Genomic DNA, 20,551 nt, shown 5'->3' on the forward strand with positions numbered 1-20,551 from the left:
ATTCCTAATGCCCGGGACGGTGGGGAGGCTTTTAAAGTAAGGCGGAGAGTGTTAAACCCGGTATGTGAACCCCGAACTAAACACTCTCCTGACCACACTCTATGTCCTTCTCACCGACCGTGTCCGGCCTGATCTTGGCGTGTCCCGGGACCGGCGGCCCGGGCGCAAGCCCGGGCTATCCGGAGCTGCTCTGCCTGGCGGTGGCACAGCAACTGCTCGGATACTCCTCCGAAACCAGGTGGATCAGATATGCCCGGACGCACCTGACCGGGATGTTCCCCGGCATCCCGCAGCAATCCGGCTACAACAAACGCCTCCGGGCCGCCGGGACGCTGATCTCCGCGACCATCACGGCCCTGGCCAAGGACACCCCGTCCTGGCATGACGTACTTCGACTGGTCGATTCGTCCCCGCTGCCCTGCGGGATGTCACGGGAGACCGTCAAACGCAGCGATCTTGCCGGGCATGCCGGCTACGGCTATTGCGCGTCGCACTCGCGTTTTTCTGGGGCTTCCGCCTGTACCTGATCATTACCCCTGAAGGAATGCCGGTCATCTGGGGCCTGGCGAACCCGAAAGTCGGGGAACGCGAGGTCACCCAGGCCCTCCTGGAAAAGGACCATCATCTCGTCCGCGCCGGCCAGGTCATCTTGGGCGACAAAGGCTTCGCCGGCAAGGATTTTGAACGGTTCATCACCGAGGACCTCGGCGCCCACCTCATCAGACCCGACCGCAAGGACGAGAAGCCACGCTTCGGCAAACTCGGCGGCATCCAGCAATGGATCGAATCAGTCTTTGACGCCCTCAAAGGCCAACTCACCCTCGAAGAACACGGTGGGCGCACCTTGAAGGCGTCAAAGCACGCGTCGCTGCACGGCTCCTGGCCCTCGCCGCCGGCATCTGGCACAACTGGCTCACCGGCGCGCCCCGCAAACGCTCCCTGGTCGCCTACGACCACTAAATCCAATAGGACTTAATCATCTAGTGAGACGCGAAGTGCCTATGGCGCAAGGTACTTCGCGTCTCGAGGCCGCTAGGGTTCAGCGACCCAGTCCGAAGCTTCCGCGCCAAGCCTCCATTGAGACCAAATCCGGGAGTGCCGACCGGTAATCTTCGGCCAGCGCGTCCCAATTCTTATACAGCCCGGCGTGCTGAAGGGCCGATTCGCTCAGCATGGCCTTCAGCTTTTTAGGATCACGCTTGTACCATGAGGCGGCTGTCCCCTCGGCATTGGAAACCACGACGGAGTCGAACTGTGCCGTGCGGAACCAGCGGTTGTCCACGTGGGCAAGGTAAGCCTGTGGGCGCTCAAGCGAGGCAACGGATGGCTGCCTTAGCAGCTGCCGGGCCACCGTTGCCAGGCCCCACTTGACCATGTCCTTTTTGGCCGGCATCTGGCTGTCGGTCTGCCTCGAAAGTCCCGCCCCCAGGGAAGGCGCAGGGAAATCGTCTATGTCTTCATGCAGCTGTGCATCGGGAAAGGACTCCCGCAGCTTGTTGATGCTTGCCAGCTTGGAGGCAAGGGACGGGTGCAGATGGCTTGGACCTGTCATCAGGTCGGACCTCGCCGTCAGCCGGTTCTGCGCAGTGAAGTACTGAAGCGAAACGAGGTGTTTGACGTCTTCCTGGAAAGATTCCCGCAGCACGGAGCCGCCTTTTGGATGGGGGCTGTGCAGGAGGGCAGTTATCAGGCGGTTGCGGTTATGAAAATATGCCTGCCAGCCGACCAGGTCGTCTTTATCGATCCATGAGATGTGCCAGAGTGCCGCCCCAGGCAAGGACACAGTCCGATAACCGGCTGCGCGGGCCCTCAAACCGTATTCCGAGTCGTCCCATTTAATGAACAAGGGCAATGGAAGGCCAATGTCGCGTATGACAGACGTGGGAATGAGGCACATCCACCAGCCGTTGTAATCGACGTCGACGCGCCTGTGCAGCCATGGGGTCTGCCGGAGGTTCGACACACTGAAATCGTGCCGCATCTGCATGTCCTGATGCGGCTGGCTTGGGGAGAACCGCCGAGAATCAATCGTCTCGCCCATGGAATACAAAGTACTGCGGCTGTACAGGTCAAACATGTGTCCACCCACAATCGTGGGCTTCCGGCACCGGCCGGAGAAAGCCATCATGCGCAGGACGCTTTCGGGCTCCATCACAACGTCGTCATCCAGAAGCAAAACGTAGTCGCTGCCGTTTTCGACGGCTTCATACATTCCCCGGGCGAATCCTCCCGAACCACCGAGGTTCGCTTGGTTGATCACTCTAAGTTTGGGTCCGATGAGGGCCGCGACTTCCGCAAAGCCGGGTTGGTCGGCAACCTTTTGAGTGCCCTGATCAACGATCAACACTTCCCGGGCCGCTTCAAGCGCTTCCGGATGTTCTGCCAGAGCCCGGACGTTGGCAAGGCAGAAATCCGGTTTGTTCATTGTGGTGATCTGAATGGTCACTGATTCAAAGGGCCGCTCCGCCGGCGCCCCCTCCCAGCGGGCCTCACCAAGAATAAGGTCACCCCGGCTTGAGGCCAGATCGAACCAATACCATCCGCCGTCCCCAAACGGTTTGATGGAAAGGTTGAATTCAGTTCTTGCGTCGCCGTCAACCCGCGCACCATCAACACGTTGAATGGTGCCGCGCGCGTTTGATTTGTAGACGGTGATGGAACCGTGGCCGGAGGTCTCAACGACCAGGCGAACCTCACGGAGATGTGTCCATCTGCGCCAGTAACTTGCCGGGAACGCGTTGAAATAGGTCCCCAGCGAGATTTGCTCCCCTGAGCGCACCCTCATGGAAAAACGGGACAACAAGTCGTCGAAGTGGACCTCCCGTTGACTGGAGCCCACAAGATGCAGCTTTTCCTCTTCGCGTTTGGGATTCCGCGCAGACTCATCGCTTTCCCGGAAACGTATGCCTGCCGCCGGGCCGGGGTCCGCGTAGAGCGACATTGTGTCAACTCCGGACTCCGGCGGGAATATAACCCGCTGGAGTGTCGCCCAGCCCGGCGAGTCGCTCATGCGTCCACGCCTCCGCTTTCCAGCTTTACGCCGCTTTCGAAGTGCGGCCGGATCTTGTTGTCGAACATACTGAGGGCCGAGCCGATAGCCATGTGCATGTCCAGGTATTTGTAGGTTCCCAGCCGGCCACCGAACAGGACGTCGTTCTCCGCCGCCGCGAGGTCACGGTATTTGAGCAGCCGTTCCCGGTCCGCCGTCGCATTGACCGGGTAATAGGGCTCGTCACCCTTCTCGGCGAAACGCGAAAACTCACGCATAATGACGGTCTTTTCCGTCTGGTACTCGCGCTCCGGGTGGAAGTGGCGCGGCTCAATGACGCGGGTGTAGGGCACTTCGGCGTCGTTGTAGTTGACCACTGACGTGCCTTGGAAGTCACCCACGCTGAGGATTTCTTCTTCGAAGTCAATCGTTCGCCAAGAAAGGTCACCCTCGGCGTAGTCGAAGTACCGGTCCACCGGTCCCGTGTAGACCACCGGGATATTTCCGACAACCTTGTTCTTGCTGTATTCATGCGACTCGTCGAAGAAGTCAGTGTTCAGCCGCACCTCTATGTTGGGGTGCTCTGCCATCTTTTCGATCCAGGCCGTGTAGCCGTTGGTGGGCAGGCCTTCGTACTTGTCATTGAAGTAGCGGTTGTCGTAGTTGTAGCGCACGGGAAGCCGCGAGATGATGCCGGCGGGCAGGTCCTTAGGGTCCGTCTGCCACTGCTTGCCGGTGTAGTGCTTGATGAATGCCTCGTACAGGGGGCGGCCGATCAGCTGGATGCCCTTGTCATTGAGGTTCTGGGGATCAGTTCCTGCGAGTTCGCCCGCCTGCTCCTGGATGAGGTCCCTCGCCTCGCCGGGCGTGAGGTTGGCACGGAAGAACTGGTTGATGGTCGCCAGGTTGATCGGCAGGGAATAAACCTCGCCCTTGTGCACACCGTAGACCTTGTGCACGTAGTTGGTGAAGGTGGTGAACCTGTTGACGTACTCCCACACCCGCTCGTTGGAGGTGTGGAAAAGGTGGGCGCCGTACCGGTGGATCTCAATACCGGTCTGCTCTTCCTTTTCGCTGTAGGCATTGCCCCCGATGTGGTGGCGGCGGTCGATGACAACCACCTTCAAGCCGAGCTCAGTAGCGGCCTGTTCTGCGATTGTCAGGCCAAAAAAGCCGGACCCTACGATGACAAGGTCAGCGGTCACAAAATCTCCTGGTTTGAATGCGGGCAGCGCAATGGTGCGCATTGTCTGCTGCTCTAGCCTACCCGAGGCATCGCGGCGCACGTCTAATCGGGCCACAGCCCCTGCCCACCCAGAAGGTCCGTCTTTACGCCACAGCAAGGACAATTTTCGAGTCCTGCAGTTGTCGCCCGGCGGGGCGCCGGGGCCTGTTTGTCGCGATCTTGACCGAGCATCGCCGGGGATTTCCACATACGGAAACCCATCCGGGTACCGGGCCGGCCCACTGAGTAGCGTGAGTTCAAAGGCCGTGAGGATCTGTACCTATGAAATTCCATTGCACCCTCGTCCGCAGCACGGGATCCGGATTGCAGGAGCCACCCCTGGAACTCACCGTCCAGGCTCCAGAAGGCGCCGCCGGCTCCGACATCCAAATCCAACTGACGCGTCGGTTCGGGACCGGAGCCGTCTCAACCTGCGGCAAGGACCTGGGCTCTCTCAGTGTTGGTACGGCGCCGCTAGTTAACGGGGCAGTGCTGGTGGACGGGGCCTCCCATCCGGGAGCCAGAAAACTCCGACGGCGGGTTCCCACTGACGGTGCCCGCCTGGCCCTTGCAGTCCACAGCGGCGTCGGCGCCGGCACTGTGGTGCCCTTACACCGCGGCTCGTACACCATAGGCCGGAGCGGCACGCGCATAGTGATCCCCGACCCCGAACTCTCCAGGGAACACGCTCGCCTCGATGTCACCGAAACGGACATCATGATCATCGACGTTGACAGCGCCAACGGAATTATCGTCGACGGCGAGAGGGTAAGAAATGCCGCTATTTCCACGGACTCGGTCATCCGCTGCGGGAACACAACGATGTCGCTGGTGCTGATGGACATGCCGGAAAATGCACTCGCCAATGCCGGAATGTCGACGCAACAGCCCCTCATCGTCGCCGGCCGGGCGGAGACAGGCAACCGTGCCATGCTCATCCTCACGGCGGCCCTTCCGTTGCTGATTGGGGTAGGACTTGCCGTGGTCACGGGCATGTGGATGTTCCTCGCGTTTTCGGCCGCCTCGGCGGTATCCGTCCTTGTGCCCCTCGCCACCGGACGCAGCCAGCGCCGTGACCTTGCCAAAGCTGTTGCTGCCGCCGTGGCAGAAGACCGGAAACGACGACGGGGTGCGGGACCATCGCTGGCACGCCTGGTTCTGGCCGGTCGTCAGCAGCAAAGCAGCAAGAAGCAGGGCGGCCAAACGCAGGTTGCCCCGGCATCGTGCGCTGAAGGGGGCGGCGTTTGGCTGCGGCTCGGCGAGGCTCCACAACCGGCGAACGTGACGGTTGAGCCAGCTTCCTCGCCTGTTAGTGTTCCCACCGCGGGCATCGTCCCCGTAGTTTTGGATCCGGGAGTGCCCAAGACAACGTTTCGCGGACCAGGTGTCGTGGTTGACGGCCTGGTCCGTTCCCTCGTGATGCAGCTCGCAGGCTACCCCAGGGCCCGCGGCACCCACATCCTCCTGGTGGGCGCGTCCGGTCGGCTTCCTCTGGGCGCGCGGTACCTGCGGGGCGCCACACTCACCACTTCCCACGACGAGGCACGCCAGATTCTGGCCGAAGTCGTCGAGCCCAAACAACAGCACCAGGGTGTCCTTATCTTGCTGGGAGCTTCCAAGGCACAGGACGACGACGTCACGGCGGCTACGGCCGCAGGGCTTGGTTGGCAGGTCCTTCAGTTCCTCCCCGCCGGCGGAGGAAGTGACGGCACCTGGGAGGTGCAGCTTTCCGAGCGGACCTCCGCCCTTCGGAGCCCGGCAGGTGACGTTGATTTCGTCCCGGATCTGGCCCCGGAAGCAGTCTTCAATGATTTCTGCCGGAAGCTTGCAGGACAACCTGATCCGCCTGGCCCGGGACCCAAGGCTGTCCCCGCCTACTGCTCGCTTCAGGAACTGCTGCCGCTCTCTCCGGACAGCATCGCTGCCCGATGGCATGCGAGCGCCAATACACGGGCACTAAAAGTTCCACTCGGGGTCGGTACAACCGGAACGCGCAGCCTTGACCTCAACGCAGACGGCCCCCATCTGCTGGTTGCTGGCACCACGGGCTCCGGCAAGTCAGAACTGCTCCGCACCCTCACCCTGGCCTTGGCCCTCACCCATCCCCCGGATCGGGTGAACTTCCTTTTTGTTGATTTCAAGGGCGGGTCCGGGTTGGGCCCCTTGGCCGAACTGGTCCATTGCGTCGGCCTGCTGACCGACCTGTCCACCTACGAACTCGAACGGACCCTGGCCTCACTCAGGGCCGAGATCAGGCTGCGCGAGGAAGCACTGGCGGCCGCACAGGTGCCCGATCTCGCTGCCTACAGGTCTACTGCGGCTTCGCGCGGCTTCCCGCTCCCCCATCTGGTCATCGTCATCGATGAATTCAGGATGCTCGTTGATGATGCACCGGAGGCACTGCGCGAACTGATGCGTATCGCAGCGATCGGCCGTTCGCTGGGAATCCACCTGGTTATGGCCACTCAACGGCCGCAGGGATCCGTGACGGCGGACATCCGGGCCAATGTCACCTCCAGCATTGCCCTCAGGGTGCAATCCGACATGGAGTCCAGCGACATCATCAACACCAAAGACGCAGCCGGCATCAGCGTGGGCACACCCGGGCGGGCTTTCCTGGCGCGGGGCACCGAAGCGCCGCAGGAATTTCAGACAGCATCAATCGGGACGGCTCCTGACGGATCCTGCCAAGCAGGCGTTGTTACGGTGCTCTCCGCCGTCGAGTGGCTGGCATCGCAGGGAGCTGGGCGTACAGGCAGTGTCGGCGCCAGGAGAGAGTACAGGGCGAGGCAGCAGACACCTGCCCAGGCTGCCCACCCCTCGGTTGCGATGGTTCAGCACCTGTGGCACGAGCAGAAGGGACAGATGCCTCGCCGACCGGTGGCGGCTCCCCTGCCTTCGACCCTGCAGGCCCCGCACAACAAGGCATCACTGACCCCGCCGGGCAGCGGCGGAGGCACCGGATGGTTTACTGAACTCGGCCTGATGGATCGCCCGGAACAGCAAGAAGTCGCGCCCCTGGTCTGGAAGCCCGCCGAGCACAGCCATCTGGCTCTGGTGGGCGGCCCGTCTTCCGGCGCACCGCAGGCCCTTGAACTCGGTGTCGCCCGGTTGATTCTCGGCCCGGTGGAGGCACACGGTTACCTACTGGACGCAGGCGGCACTTTCCTTAGCCTGGCCAATTCGGGACACATCGGAGCGCACGTGGGGCCCCAAGAATTGAGGAGGGCTGTCCGTGTGCTGGAGCGACTGAAACAGGAAATGGCCCATCGGCTAAGCCAGGGTGGCACGAAGGGCGAGACCCCACTGATTCTCGCCATTTCCGGATGGGGATCATGGATATCCGCGTTGCGGGCAGGGCCCTTGGCCTGGGCCGAAGACCTCGTCCAGGACCTTGTCCGCGACGGCAGCCGGGCGGACATCGTGGTGATGATCGCGGGCGACAGGGAACTTGTCAGTTCCCGCACGTTCGCTTCGCTTCCGAACCGCCTCTACTTCCCCACCGGCTCCAATCCGGACAGCCGGATAGCCTGGCCCCGCATGCCGGCAACGCCCGAACTCAAGGGACGCGCCGTAGCCTTCGGCCCAGTCTCCGGCGGCGGCCCGGCCGTTTGCCAGCTCTACAATCCGGATCCCCAAACCTTCTGGAAGCCCGGCTTCGATGGAGAAAAGGCCCCGGAAAAACGTCCCTTCCGTGTCGAGCAACTTCCGGCGCTCGTGCCGGCGGCCGGGATCAGTTCGGCCGAAACAACCTCTGCGACATACCCCCTCGACTCTCCAGAGGAGACCAAAACGGCGGCTGGCACCAGCCCGTCAAGCAGCAGCAAGGCATACCGGCTCCTGCTTGGCATTGGCGGTGACGAGCTCGAGCCGGCATCCGTCAGGATTCCGGACGGAGACGTGCTCACAGTCCTGGGCGGACCCGGCTCAGGGAAAACGAACTTCCTGCAGGCGCTGCCGTTGATGAATCCGGCAGGCGGGCCATGGCTCCGTGCCGAGGGCGAAAGCGACCCCGATAACTTCTGGGAGCAAGAGTTGGCGGCGGCAGCGGCTGGCGGGATGCAACGAGGCACCGTGGCGCTGGTGGATGACGCCGATCTCCTCCCCGCCGAAACCCTGCAGCACCTCTCGGAATTAAATGCGTTGGGAGCCGCAGTGGTGGTAACGGCCAGTTACAGCCCGTTGCTCCTGCAGCGCGTGCCGCTGGTTATGAAGTCCCGCGCGTCGGGCAACGGAGTGCTGCTCGCACCCCGTTCACTGCCGGATGGCGACCTCTTTGGAATCAGGTTCGAAGTGGAGGCCAATCCCCCACCTGGTAGAGGCGTGCTGATCTCCCAAGGATCGGCACGAAGTATCCAGGTGGGCTTGGCCGCCGAGCCGGTCAGAGGGCCGGTGTCGAACTCCCCGTACGGGAGGCGAACCTGATGACCTTGTTCTGGAAGAGAAGCACAATCGCAGTGAAGGCCGGGACCAGCATCGCCAGCCCGGCCAGCGGGAGGCCTGCGCTCATAGTAGGAAAGCCGATGGTAAGGACGAACAGCTGCGCCACCAGGGCGGCGGCCCGGGTCCACCGGTATCCCCGGTAGAGAAAAAGTGAAACGGCGTACAGCCAGGCCGAGAATGCCAGCAGCAGTCCCAGCGTGAACACGGCCCCCCAGAACGAAAGAACCGGACTTCCTGACACAAGTTGATACCCGTACCACGCGGCTGCGGCCAACAGTGCAGTTGCCTCGGCGGCGACGATCACTGCCACCACGAGGACAGCGGGTGGACGCGCCCCGCCAGCCGGCTGCTCCGGCCCTGTCCCCCCCGCTGGAGTTTGGGGGTCGGCAGGGTTTTCCGGAGGTCTTGACACACTGGCACCCTACCGGACATAGTCGGACAGTGGTGAGGCCCAGTACCGCCACTGTGATGCATCGCTCAGCGTTCCGGGGATTTCAAGCCTTATTACCCCTTGTTTACACAGCGTTAACATGACAGGCTTGATTCAGATGACCAACGGGGCCCTGCCGGGCCCCTTTCCTTTGTAGCTACTAGTGAATAATTTCACAAAGGGCACTTCCCAGAAATGGAGCAACTGATCAGCATGGATTGGCGTAACCGCGCAGCGTGCCTCGAAAAGGACCCGGAACTGTTTTTCCCCGTTGGAAACACAGGCCCGGCGCTCCTGCAGATCGAGGAAGCCAAAAGCGTCTGCCGCCGGTGTCCGGTCGTGGACACCTGCCTGCAGTGGGCTCTTGAGTCGGGCCAGGATGCCGGTGTATGGGGCGGCATGAGCGAAGACGAGCGCCGCGCCCTGAAGCGCCGGGCAGCACGCGCCCGCCGGGCCTCCTGATCCCGCAAGGCACCGAACGGCTCGCTGAAGAGATTTAAAGCGAAGGCCCTGGCCGCAACCCGCAAGGGTTTGCCGCCAGGGCCTTTTGCTGTCTCCTGCTACCTGGCCGCCAGGCTCAGCCGGATCTGGACGGCAGTGCCGCCACCTTCACGCGGGAGCCACTGTATGCTCCCGCCAAGCTCGCTGGTCACCAGCGTGCGGACAATCTGCAGCCCGAGGCCCTCCACGTGGGGCGTCTCGGGAAGGCCCACACCGTCGTCGGCAATGGTCACGGTGAGCTCCTCGCCGTCGTCCCCTTCGGAGCGGTCAGCCAGGAGCCACACAGTTCCCGCCCGCCCCTCAAGGCCGTGCTCCACAGCGTTGGTGACGAGTTCATTGATGACGAGCGCCAGCGGAGTGGCGAAATCACTCGGCAGCTCTCCGAACAGGCCCGAACGCTCGGTCCGGACCTGCTGCGATGGCGAAGCAACTTCCGCCGAAAGCCGGAACTGCCGGCCGATCAGCTCGTCAAAATCCACGCTCTGCGTAAGGCCCTGCGACAGGGTTTCGTGAACCAGCGCAATGGTCGCCACCCGGCGCATCGCCTGCTCCAGCCCCTGTTTCGCCTCGTCGCTCACCATCCGGCGGGACTGCATCCGCAACAGCGCGGCAACGGTCTGCAGGTTGTTCTTGACCCGGTGGTGGATTTCGCGGATGGTCGCATCCTTGGTCACGAGCTCCATCTCGCGCCGCCGGAGTTCGGACACGTCGCGGCAGAGGACCAGCGCCCCGAAGCGCTGCTGCTCATCACGCAACGGGATGGCCCGGAGTGACAGGCTCACACCCCGGGACTCGATCTCGCTGCGCCACGGCATCCGGCCGGTGACCACCAGGGGCAGCGTTTCGTCCACCATCCGGCGGTCTTTCAGCAGGCTTGCCGTGACCTCGGCCAACGAGCGCCCCTCCAGCGATTCCCCGTCACCGAGGCGCCGGAAGGCGGAAACGCCGTTGGGGCTGGCGTACTGCACTATGCCCTCGGCGTCGAGCCTGATGAGCCCGTCCCCCACGCGGGGGGCGCCGCGGCGTGAACCGGTAGGCGAGGCGAAGTCCGGCCACAGCCCCAGGGTGCCCATCCGCAGCAGGTCATAGGCACACTGCCGGTACGTCAGCTCAAGCCGGGAAGGCATGCGCGAACTCGAAAGGTCCATATGCGTGGTGACAACGGCCAGGGTACGCCCGTTCCGGACCATGGGAACGGCCTCCACCCGAAGCGCCATGTCGCTGCTCCAGTTGGTTTCGCTGGAGCGCTCAATGGAGCGGCTGTCCCACGCCTTGTCCACCAGCGGCTGGAGGTCCGAGCGGATGGGGTCCCCCACGAAGTCCCCGTGGAACACGGTGTGCGTGGTGGAGGGCCTGACATGGGCCAGCGCCACATACCCGTGGTCCGGGTGGGGGAACCAGAGTGCCAGGTCGGCGAACGCCAGGTCCGCGACCATCTGCCAGTCCCCCACCAGGAGGTGCAGCCATTCGGCATCGCCCGGGCCGAAATCAGCGTGTTCCCTGATAGGGTCCGTAAAGATTGCCACTGCACCTCCATTTGCGACGCAGCACCAGCTAGCGTCGGACGATTGACCTCAAGAGCCTCAATGCTACCGACAGTGAGGCCATATCGTCGGCCTCGAGGGCATTCACCTCATCGAACATGCTCTTCGCCCGGCCCAACTGCTCCGCGTTCTGCGCTTCCCAGTCCTTGAGCCGCGCCTCTGGTGAATCGGCGGCAGCGGTGGCGTCCAGCACCGCCGTCGTCATGTCCGAAACTGTGGAGTACAGGTCATCGCGCAAGGCCGCACGGGCCAGCGCCTGCCACCGGTCCTGCCGCGGCAGGCTGCTGATCCGTTCCAGGAGTGAATCCGCGTGGAAGCGGTTGAAGACGGTGTAGTAGACCGCTGCGATCTCCTCCACCGGGTTCTTGCGAACCCGCGCGATCTTCGCGATGTCCAGCAGGACAAAGCTCTCGAACAGCTCCGCCCACCTCAGTGCCAGCCCTTCGGGCAGATCCCACTCGCGGGCCTTTTCAAGCCACCCGGCAACCCGGTCCCGGTCGTCGCCGCGCAGGTAGTCCAGCAGGCGGGCACGCATCGGGTCCACAAGGGGCTTGAATTCCTCCACAACGTCGGCAATCGGACGAGACACGCTTCCCTGCCCCAGCAACCACCGGACGGCCCGGTCAAGCAACCGCCGGATGTCCAGGTGGACGGTACTCCAGTGCTCGGTGGGGAACGACGCCGGCAGGCTGTTGAGCTCCTCGACCATGGCATCGAACTCGTAGACTTCGCGGAGGGCAACGAACGCTTTCGCCACAGCAACTTCGGAGGCCGATGTCTCTTCCATGGTCCGGAAGGCGAAGGTGATACCGCCGAGGTTGATCATGTCGTTGGCCACCACCGTGGCGATGATTTCGCGGCGCAGCGGATGGGTGTCCAGCTCCGCGTCAAAGCGGTCCCGCAGCTGCTGCGGGAAGTAGGCCCGCAGCGTCTTCCGGAACCACGGATCGTCTGCCAGGTCGCTGTCCCGCAGCGCGGTGGCCAGCTCGATCTTGGCGTAGGCGGCCAGCACGGACAGCTCCGGCGAGGTCAGGCCCTGGCCCTGCTGCAGCCGCTCCTGCAGCTCCGCCGTCGTTGGCAGCGCCTCAAGCTCCCGGTTCAGGTCGGCTTTCTTCTCCAGCCAGTCCATCAGCCGTTCGTAGCTCGGGCTCCACTCGGCCACGCGGGTACGGTCGTTCAGCAGCAGGATGTTCTGGTCGATGTTGTCCTCAAGGACCAGGCGGCCCACCTCGTCGGTCATCGACGCCAGGAAACCGGCCCGCTCTTCCGCGGACAGCTTCCCGGCAGCCACCATCCGGTCCACGAAGATCTTGATATTGACCTCGTGGTCCGAGCAGTCAACGCCGGCAGAGTTGTCGATGGCGTCGGTGTTGAGGATGACCCCCTGCAGCGCCGCCTCAATGCGGCCCCGCTGCGTCATGCCGAGGTTTCCGCCTTCGCCGACCACCTTGACGCGCAGGTCTTTGCCGTCAACGCGGATCGGATCATTGGCCTTGTCCCCCACCGAGGCGTTGGTCTCGGTGCTCGCCTTGACGTAGGTTCCGATGCCGCCGTTGTACAGCAGGTCGGCGGGGGCCAGCAGGATGGCGCGCAGGAGTTCCGGCGGGCTGAGTTCCGTGGTGTCCGCGGGAAGTCCCAGTGCCGCCCGCACCTGGGCCGACACCGGAATCGACTTGGCCTGGCGGGCGAACACGCCCCCGCCTTCACTGATCAGGGATTTGTTGTAGTCGTCCCACGAAGACCTGGACAGTTCGAACAACCGTTGCCGTTCCACGAACGAGGTCTCCTCGTCCGGGTTGGGGTCGAGGAAGATGTGGCGGTGGTCGAACGCCGCGATCAGCCGGATGTGGCGGGAAAGGAGCATGCCGTTGCCGAACACGTCGCCGGACATATCCCCCACACCCACCACGCTGAACGGCTGCGTCTGCGTGTCCAGGTCGAGCTCGCTGAAGTGCCGCTTCACTGATTCCCAGGCACCGCGGGCGGTGATGCCCATGGCCTTGTGGTCGTAGCCCACCGATCCGCCGGAGGCAAAGGCATCCCCCAGCCAGAACCCGTATTCTGCGGCCAGCCCGTTCGCGATGTCCGAGAAGGTTGCGGTTCCCTTGTCGGCCGCCACCACGAGGTAGGAATCGTCGTCGTCGTGCCTGACAACGTCCGACGGCGGCACGAGCCGCTCGCCGTCACCCTCCGTCAGCAGGTTGTCGGTGAGATCGAGCAGGCCGCGGATGAACGTTTTGTAGCTTTCGATGCCTTCAGCCATCCAGGCGGACCGGTCCACGGCAGGATCCGGGAGCTGCTTGGCAAAGAAGCCGCCCTTGGCCCCGGTGGGCACGATTACCGCGTTCTTTACCGTCTGCGCCTTCACCAGGCCAAGGACTTCCGTGCGGAAATCCTCACGCCGGTCGGACCAGCGCAGGCCGCCGCGGGCCACCTTGCCGAACCGGAGGTGGACGCCCTCGACCCTGGGGGCATAGACCCAGATCTCGAACATCGGGCGCGGGAACGGCAGCCCCTTGATCCGGGCAGGATCCAATTTGAAGCTCAGGTGCGGCTTGTACTGGTAGAAGTTGGTCCGGAGCGTGGATTCGATCAGGTTAAGGAAGGTCCGCAGGATCCGGTCGGCGTCCAGGGTGGCCACCTTTTCAATGGCCTCTTCCAGTGCTTCACGGACAGAAGCTTGGGCCTCAACCCGCTGGTCTGCGCTCAGCGAAGGATCGAAGCGCGCGGCGAAAAGCGCACTGAGGCCCCTTGTCACATCCGGGTTCGCGAGCAGGGTGTCCGCCATAAAACCGAAGGAGTTGGTGTTGCCCATCTGGCGCATGTACCGGGCGTAGGCGCGCAGCACCGTAATCTGCCGCCACTGCAGTCCCTCCCGCAGGACCAGCCGGTCAAAGGCGTCGGACTCTGCAGCGCCTGTCACCGCGGCACCGAAGGAATCGGCAAGCAGCTCATTAGTGGCCAACGGATCCACACCGGCGGGGTATTTCAGGCCGAGATCGTACAGGAAGAAGTCGCGGCGGTCCGCGGTCTCGATCTCGAAGGGGCGCTCGTCAAGCACCTCCAGGCCAAGGTTGTGGAAGAAGGGAAGGATCTGGCTCAGGCTCTTCGGCTCCAGCATGTAGAGCTTGACCCGGGCATCCTCCTCCAGCGTTGCCCCCGCCCCTTCGGGGAGGTAGACGTGCACGCCGGGGCGTTCCTGCTTTGCACCTGCCGTCCGTTCTGCGGCCGCACCGTATTTTTCGAAACGGGCGATGTCCTCGAGGGCGTCCTCAACTTCGTAATCCACCCGGTAGCCCGCCGGGAACGCTTCAGACCAGATGGCTGCCAGCTCCTTGGCGCCGGATACTTCCCCGCTTTCGCGCAGGACCTCGGCGATGCCCTCGCTCCAGGAGCGGGCGGCAAGCACCAGGCGCTTTTCCAGTTCCTCGGTGTTGACATGGCTGACGTCCGCGCCCTTGGGCAGGCGGATGCGGAAGAAGAGCCTGGCGAGGGCAGACTCTGTCATCCGCGCTTCGTAGTCAATGGATACCGCTTGGAAGGTTTCCCGCAGTTCCTGCTCAATGCGGAGCCGGACATTGGTGGTGTACCTGTCCCTGGGCAGGTAGACGACAGCGGACATAAAGCGGCCGTAGATGTCGGGCCGCAGGAAGAGCCGGGTTCGCCGGCGCTCCTGCAGTTTCTGGATGCCCAGGGCCGTCGCGGCGAGATCCGGGACCTCAATCTGGAAGAGTTCATCCCGGGGGTAGGTTTCCAGGATGCCGAGGAGGTCCTTGCCGGAGTGGGAGTCCGGCGGGAAGCCAGCGGTGTTCAGGACGGCATCGACTTTTTCCCGGACGATAGGAATGTTGCGGACCGAGCCGGTGTAGGCGCTGGTGGCGAAGAGGCCGATAAAGCGCTGCTCGCCGTTAACATTGCCTGCGGCGTCGAAACTCTTGACGCCGATGTAGTCGAGGTAAGCGGAGCGGTGGACGGTGGAGCGCGAGTTGGCCTTTGTGATGACAAGGGCACGCTTTTCGCGTGCTTTCTTCCTGCCGGTGTCAGTCAGGTGCTGGATGTGCGGTGAGTCCGCGGCGGCGCGCAACAGTCCGAGGCCGCTGTCTTCACGCAGTTCCAGGACGTCTTCCCCGTCCACGTTGACGAGGTCGTATTCGCGGTAGCCGAGAAAAGTGAAGTTGCCGTCGTCGAGCCAGTGCAGGAGGTCTTTCGCCTGGCGCAGCTCGGCGATCTGCGCCGGGTTGGCCACCTTGTCCAGGTTCTCAGCGATCTCCAGCGCCTTCTGGCGCATCTTCGGCCAGTCTTCAACCGCAGCCCGGACATCATTGAGCACCCGTTGCAGGCCTTCCAGGAGCGAGGCCTTGGCTTCGTCCGAGACGCGGTTGATCTCGACGGCGATCCACGACTCCATGTACGAGGCGTTTTCGCCCTGCGCTATCAGGTGGGAAAGGCTGGGCATGGCAGCAGTATCGCCGCTGGAGATGCCGATATGGGAGGGTACCTTGTTGACCTTCACCAAGGCGCCGGTTTCCCTGTTGCGGGCGGCAACAAACAGAGGGTGGACCACCAGCTTGATGGCCGCGTGCTGGCGGACCAGTTCTGCGTTGACGGAATCAACGAGGAAGGGCATGTCGTCAGTGACAACAAAGACCACGCTGCTGTCTTCCTCATCAGCAATGGAGATCTTCGCCTGGCCGGGGTTCCGGATGGAAGCAAGGTCCCGGTGCTTTTCCGCCCGGGCGGCCAGCACATCCCCGGGGTAGCCCCGGGCGTCCTCTTCGGCCAGGTGCTCATAGTAGTCCCCGAGAAAGCCTTCATGGCCTTCAATGGAAAGGGGCTGATCCTCCACGCTGGATCCAGACGACATCGACAAACGCCTCCATCACAAGTCTTGGCTGCATCGTCGCAGCTCTTACGGCGAGCCTAGTCTTTTAGTTTCCGCCTTGCTGTGGAAGAAAATACAGAGGTTTTCGATTTTTGCTGGGCGGGTGCACAAACGAGTTCGGCGATGGCCCGTCGAAGCGGAGAATCCGGTGCGGCCTCGAGCAGCAGTGAGCCTCCGAGCAGCGCCGCATCCGCCGCCGCTCCGTCATCCGGCAGGAAGGCTTTGATCTCGGAAGCCGGACCGTACCGCGCCCAGGCGTCCCGCAGTTGCCGCTCAGGACCCCGGCCCACGGATGAGGAGCGAACCTTATTCATCACGACGACGGGTGCGGCCTGCGGTACCGCAGCCTCAAGCTCCGCGAGGCCGCGTACAAGTCGCGGTACTCCTACAGGATCCGCGGCGCCGACGGCGTAGACGGTGTCCGCGAGCTCAAGCGAACGCAGGGTAGCCGCGTTCCGCCGGGGAGCCATGGTGTCAAAACTGAGTTCCTCGTCAGCTTCGAGGCAGAAGCCGGTGTCCACCACAACAACCTCGGCAATCTGCCTGGCACGCTCAAGCACCAAGGCCAAGGCCGATGCGCGCAGTTCGGTCCAGCGATCCGCCCGGGTGATCCCGGTAAGCACCCGGAAGGAACCCAGTTTTGTGGCAACAGGAGTGGCCACTTTCTTCAACGCCTTCGCATCCAGCAGGCCCTGGTCGGCGAGCCTGCAGGCCTGGGCGAGGCCAGCGGATTCGTCCATGAGGCCCAGCACCGCGGCGATGCTCGCCCCGTAGCTGTCGGCATCGACGAGGAGGACCGTCTTTCCTTCAGCGGCCAACTCACCGGCGATATTGGCTGCAAGGATTGTCCGGCCCGGTGATCCCGCTGGCCCCCAAACTGCGACGATTTGCCCGGGCCCAGGCTCGTCGGGCCTCGTCCCGGTATCCGCTTCAACGGTGGCGAGGGCCGCGCCGGGATCGGCCGGGGAGCTGCGGTGCGCTCCCCGCGGTCCGCCCCCGGTAAGGAGGGCCACCGCCTCGGCAATCCTGTCCGACAGCACCGCGGATTCCACCCCCGTCAAAGCTGAGGCCACTCCTATCCCACGCAGTCTCGCAGCTTCCTCAACGGAGTCGGTCAGGGCGATCACGGCCACGCCCACCGCGCCCAGCCGGTCAACGAGGGAGGCGGTGAGATCCTCGGATCCATCGGCTACCACCGCCGCCCGCGCGAGACCGCTTTGGCACGCTGCCAGCAGTTCTGTGAGTTCCGCGCATCTCCGCACCACTGTCACTGGTCCATGCAGGCGTTCGAGCCCGCCGACCAGGTCCTCGCGGCTCTGGCCGACGGTGACGACGGGAATGCTCATCGGGTTCCGCCCCCTGGGTTCCAGACCACGGAAATTTTCGCTTCGTTGGCCTGTGCGCCGAGCAGGGCGGGCATCCGGGTGTCTTCGACGAGCACCATCAGGACGGTGGTCCGGGACGACCCGAGGGCAGTGGTCCCTTCAGCGACCTCCGCTATCTCAGCACCGGGGAGAAGGAGTTTCGGTTCACTGAATCCATTCCGGGCGTCGGGCTGGGCCACCCAGACGTCTACCCTGGCGCCGGGAACCGCCTGGGCCGGCAGCGCCTCTTCAATGTTCAGGGCAACGGGCTTGCGGTCAAGTTCGTCCACTGAGCCGAGGCTGGCCCGCGGAACGAGTTGGTCCTTGCCGATCCTTTGCACGGCAACAACGCCTTCCGGCAACCCCGACTCGGCGGTAATGTACTGGGACTCGGTCTCACCCAGCCTGACCTTGGCGCGGATTACGTTCTCTGAAGTGAGTTTTTCGCCCACCGCGATGCCGTCCCGGGCAGCATAGACCTCTGTGGTCCGGTCCGCGCTGCCCACCAGGAAAACGACACCCGCCACTGAGGCCAGCACCAGGAGGACACCTACCAGCAGGCGGGGATCCTTCCAGGAAGGTTGTTTCAACCTGGCCGCCGTGGCAGATGACTCAGGAACCATTACCTTTTCTCCCCCCAATGTGCACCGGGTAACACGTTTTGCCCCGACTCCCCATTGTTGCGGCAGGGGCCTTGGAACAAAAGCCAAAAATACAAACAAGATCAAATTGTGGATAACGCCAGCAAAGTGCATCCAGCGGTGGCAAAATGGTTGCATGCCCAGGTTTCTTACGCTTGCAGACGTCGCGGAGCAGCTCCAGATCAATTCCCCGGCTGCCTACGCCCTGGTGCGGAGCGGCGAGCTCAAGGCTATCCAGGTGGGTGGGCGCGGCCAGTGGCGGGTCGAGGAAAAGATGCTTGAGCAGTACATCGAAGAACGCTATGCGGAGGCCAGCCGGATGATCCAGCAGTCCAAGTCGAAGTCTGTCTGACTCCTCCTTACGCCGCTTCCCGCCCGAACTGGCAGCTTCCTGGACCTCACCCGGCTGTCGGGAAGGACTGGATGGCCGCCAGGGCAGTGAATGGAATGGTGGCAACCTGGCTGACTTGATGGTTGCGCCGCACCTCACCGGGATTGAGGACGGCGAGGTCAAGATAGTCCTTCCCAACACGGTCAATCACCCCGGCCAACCGCACAGACCCCGAGGCGTTTCCCACCAGTACCGTGAGTTCCGCCCGGTCCCTGGCCATGCCGCGCAAGGCGTGGTTGAGCCCCAAACGCTTGCGGACTGAGGACGTTTCCGTGACCGAGATCCTGCCCAGTCCCACGTACCGTGTTGCGGCTGCATAAGGAATAAGGATTTGGTGCTGTTCCTCCTGCAGGACCAGGGCATCTCCGCCGGCATGCATCAGTGCGCCTGTAAACGACTCCCCCGACGCCAGGTAGACGGTGAGCCGGCAGCCGAACACCGCGCGCAGCCGGTCCGCGAGCTCCAGGCCGACCAACTCCGCCCTCGCCCGCTCGTTAATCTCCGCGTCCACGGCCAGCCGGTCCGCCTCGGTGAATTGGCTTTCCAGGTCATTGAAGAGTGCATCCCAGCGCATCCGGCCAGCGTAAAGCGCGATTACCGCCTGGTCAACGCACCCGACTTTTTCTCTCCAACGTCTGGACAAAGAAAGAGAGAACAGAGCAAACTGAGACTAGTTACGACAAACAACATCAAAGTGCATCAAAAGGGACAACTGATGGCAAAGAAAGCTGGATCGAATACTTGGACGGATGCCATCAGCGCTGTGGCCATCCTGCTGCTTGGTGTACTGCTCTTTGTTGTCGGCGCCGGTTTGCTTGAGCAATGGCAGAAGTCCGGGGTTGGTCGCCAGGGACTCCAGGCAGAGGACCTGCTGGCAGCAGCGGCAGCAGTCAGCGGAGCGCTCCTGGTTGGCTGGTGGTTTCTGTCCCTGCTTCTGGCCGGAGCCTCAACTGTTCTGGACCGGATGGGCAAAATTCGCGCCGCTGCTGCAACGCGCAGGCTGTCCCCGGCATTTATGCAGCGGCTTGTTCTTGCCGCCCTCTCGGTCCAACTGGTGGCGGGGCCAGCCGCGCATGCAGATACGGCGGGTCCGGGACCGGAGTGGGCCCCCACCCAACAGCGCGTATCAACCGCCCCGGCGGATCCTGGAACCGGCACCGGCTCAGCAGGTCCCGAAGATGGTGGAGATAGCACCGACCCGCGGATAGCCCATCAGCCGCTTGAGGAAGCCCTGAAGGACAACGCAGCCGCCCCGTCCACAGTTGAGCCGGGCTGGCAGCCTGCCGCCCCGGTGGTCAGTCCAGGGCTCCTGGTGGCTCCCGCGTCGCGCAGCGTCGATAGCGCCGGAATGGGAGCCGCATCCGTGACGGTCCTCTCCGGGGACACATTGTGGGACATCGCCGCATCGGCCATCGGGCCGGGAGCAACAGATATGGAGGTCGCTCTGGAGTGGCCGCGATGGTTCGAGGCCAACCGTGCCATCATCGGCCAGAATCCCGATGCGCTGCTTCCGGGGCAAATTCTTCAGCCGCCGTCCGCGAAATAACCACGGGCCGGGCTCGCAAGAATCCCGGCGCTAACTACCACCGCAAACTAAGGGGAAAGCAATGACTGCAGTGACACCGATCAGGGCCGGACAGCGACCTGGCAGGGCCGAGGATCCGCCGCCCCGGCATGGGGTGCCGGTTCCTGGCCGCGGCTTAGCGCCACTCGAAACGAGAACTCCTGCAGGTTTGCGGCCCGTTGATGAGCTGTCCGAGGTGCGTGCCATCACCCGCGGGACGGTTCAGGCCGCCATGGAAGTCCTGGCGGGAATCCGCCCGGTCCACCAACTGGCCCGCAGGCTTGATCCACGGTGCCTGTCGGCGCTGCAGCACCGCGCCTGCCTGATTCGACGCGAAGCGGCCCGGACCAACAATCCCACTCTGGCACGGCTGCACAGGAATTCCACTGTCCGCTCGGTCCGGGTTTGCGAGGTGGCTGATGGAATTTACGAGGCCAGTGCAGTAGTGATGGACGACGTCCGTGCCCGGGCCGTGGCCGTCCGACTGGAGCGGAGCAAGCAGGTATGGCGCGTCACTGAACTTGTCATTGGCTAAGGGACCCGCGTCCCTGGAGCGCTACCGGAACTGCCCCCAAAC

At 63.5% G+C, this 20,551-nt stretch carries 13 protein-coding genes and 1 pseudogene; 6 read left to right on the forward strand and 8 right to left on the reverse strand.

Annotated elements, in window-relative coordinates:
• Positions 1–64 precede the first annotated feature (64 nt).
• Positions 65–960 (forward strand): annotated as a pseudogene (locus QFZ36_RS05140) (IS982 family transposase).
• Between the two features lie 79 nt (positions 961–1,039).
• Here the strand turns inward: QFZ36_RS05140 and QFZ36_RS05145 are convergent.
• Together QFZ36_RS05145 and glf are read right to left on the reverse strand one after the other, a co-directional pair.
• Positions 1,040–3,010: a glycosyltransferase gene (locus tag QFZ36_RS05145; protein WP_306634439.1), complete on the reverse strand. Its 1,971-nt coding sequence runs from the start codon at positions 3,008–3,010 to the stop codon at positions 1,040–1,042.
• Complete coding sequence (gene glf, locus QFZ36_RS05150) at positions 3,007–4,194, reverse strand: UDP-galactopyranose mutase (RefSeq protein WP_306634441.1); 1,188 nt, start codon at positions 4,192–4,194, stop codon at positions 3,007–3,009. Before glf ends, QFZ36_RS05145 begins: the two co-directional genes overlap by 4 nt.
• A 302-nt stretch (positions 4,195–4,496) precedes the next feature.
• On the opposite strand from glf, the gene QFZ36_RS05155 reads away from it, so the two are divergent.
• On the forward strand, positions 4,497–8,639 hold the full coding sequence (locus QFZ36_RS05155; protein ID WP_306634443.1) for an FtsK/SpoIIIE domain-containing protein: 4,143 nt from the start codon (positions 4,497–4,499) through the stop codon (positions 8,637–8,639).
• Here QFZ36_RS05155 and QFZ36_RS05160 read toward each other — a convergent pair.
• Positions 8,596–8,970 carry a hypothetical protein gene (locus QFZ36_RS05160; RefSeq protein WP_306639111.1) on the reverse strand — a complete coding sequence of 125 codons (375 nt, stop codon included), beginning with the start codon at positions 8,968–8,970 and terminating at the stop codon, positions 8,596–8,598. The genes QFZ36_RS05155 and QFZ36_RS05160 overlap by 44 nt on opposite strands.
• Positions 8,971–9,300: 330 nt before the next feature.
• On the opposite strand from QFZ36_RS05160, the gene QFZ36_RS05165 reads away from it, so the two are divergent.
• The gene (locus tag QFZ36_RS05165; protein ID WP_015937605.1) at positions 9,301–9,549 is read left to right on the forward strand and encodes a WhiB family transcriptional regulator; all 249 of its coding nucleotides are present in this window, start codon (positions 9,301–9,303) and stop codon (positions 9,547–9,549) included.
• 98 nt (positions 9,550–9,647) lie between these two features.
• Here QFZ36_RS05165 and QFZ36_RS05170 read toward each other — a convergent pair whose 3' ends face one another.
• Genes QFZ36_RS05170 through QFZ36_RS05185 form a run of 4 tightly spaced genes read right to left on the reverse strand, consistent with a single transcriptional unit; the run spans position 9,648 to position 18,001 of the window.
• Positions 9,648–11,114 (reverse strand): sensor histidine kinase, encoded by a 1,467-nt coding sequence (locus QFZ36_RS05170; protein WP_306634445.1) that lies wholly within the window; start codon positions 11,112–11,114, stop codon positions 9,648–9,650.
• Positions 11,115–11,142: 28 nt separating this feature from the next.
• Positions 11,143–15,996: an NAD-glutamate dehydrogenase gene (locus QFZ36_RS05175; RefSeq protein ID WP_306634449.1), complete on the reverse strand. Its 4,854-nt coding sequence runs from the start codon at positions 15,994–15,996 to the stop codon at positions 11,143–11,145.
• Positions 15,997–16,052: 56 nt separating this feature from the next.
• Positions 16,053–17,360, reverse strand: a complete 1,308-nt coding sequence (locus QFZ36_RS05180) for an AAA family ATPase (protein ID WP_306634451.1) — start codon at positions 17,358–17,360, stop codon at positions 16,053–16,055.
• Positions 17,357–18,001 carry a hypothetical protein gene (locus tag QFZ36_RS05185; RefSeq protein WP_306634453.1) on the reverse strand — a complete coding sequence of 215 codons (645 nt, stop codon included), beginning with the start codon at positions 17,999–18,001 and terminating at the stop codon, positions 17,357–17,359. Before QFZ36_RS05185 ends, QFZ36_RS05180 begins: the two co-directional genes overlap by 4 nt.
• Before the next feature lie 154 nt (positions 18,002–18,155).
• Here QFZ36_RS05185 and QFZ36_RS05190 point away from each other — a divergent pair, with 154 nt between their 5' ends.
• Complete coding sequence (locus QFZ36_RS05190; protein ID WP_306634455.1) at positions 18,156–18,371, forward strand: helix-turn-helix domain-containing protein; 216 nt, start codon at positions 18,156–18,158, stop codon at positions 18,369–18,371.
• Positions 18,372–18,417: 46 nt separating this feature from the next.
• On the opposite strand, the gene QFZ36_RS05195 is transcribed toward QFZ36_RS05190, so the two are convergent.
• Positions 18,418–18,984, reverse strand: coding sequence for a hypothetical protein (locus QFZ36_RS05195; RefSeq protein ID WP_306634456.1), 567 nt, complete (start codon positions 18,982–18,984; stop codon positions 18,418–18,420).
• Positions 18,985–19,125: 141 nt separating this feature from the next.
• Between QFZ36_RS05195 and QFZ36_RS05200 the strand changes: the two genes are divergently transcribed.
• Together QFZ36_RS05200 and QFZ36_RS05205 are read left to right on the forward strand one after the other, a co-directional pair.
• Positions 19,126–19,956, forward strand: coding sequence for a LysM peptidoglycan-binding domain-containing protein (locus QFZ36_RS05200; RefSeq protein ID WP_306634458.1), 831 nt, complete (start codon positions 19,126–19,128; stop codon positions 19,954–19,956).
• A 61-nt stretch (positions 19,957–20,017) separates the two neighbouring features.
• Positions 20,018–20,509 carry an Rv3235 family protein gene (locus tag QFZ36_RS05205; protein ID WP_306634460.1) on the forward strand — a complete coding sequence of 164 codons (492 nt, stop codon included), beginning with the start codon at positions 20,018–20,020 and terminating at the stop codon, positions 20,507–20,509.
• The last annotated feature ends 42 nt before the right edge of the window (positions 20,510–20,551 follow it).

Origin of the sequence: Pseudarthrobacter siccitolerans (assembly GCF_030823375.1) — a bacterium.
GTDB lineage: Bacteria > Actinomycetota > Actinomycetes > Actinomycetales > Micrococcaceae > Arthrobacter > Arthrobacter siccitolerans_A.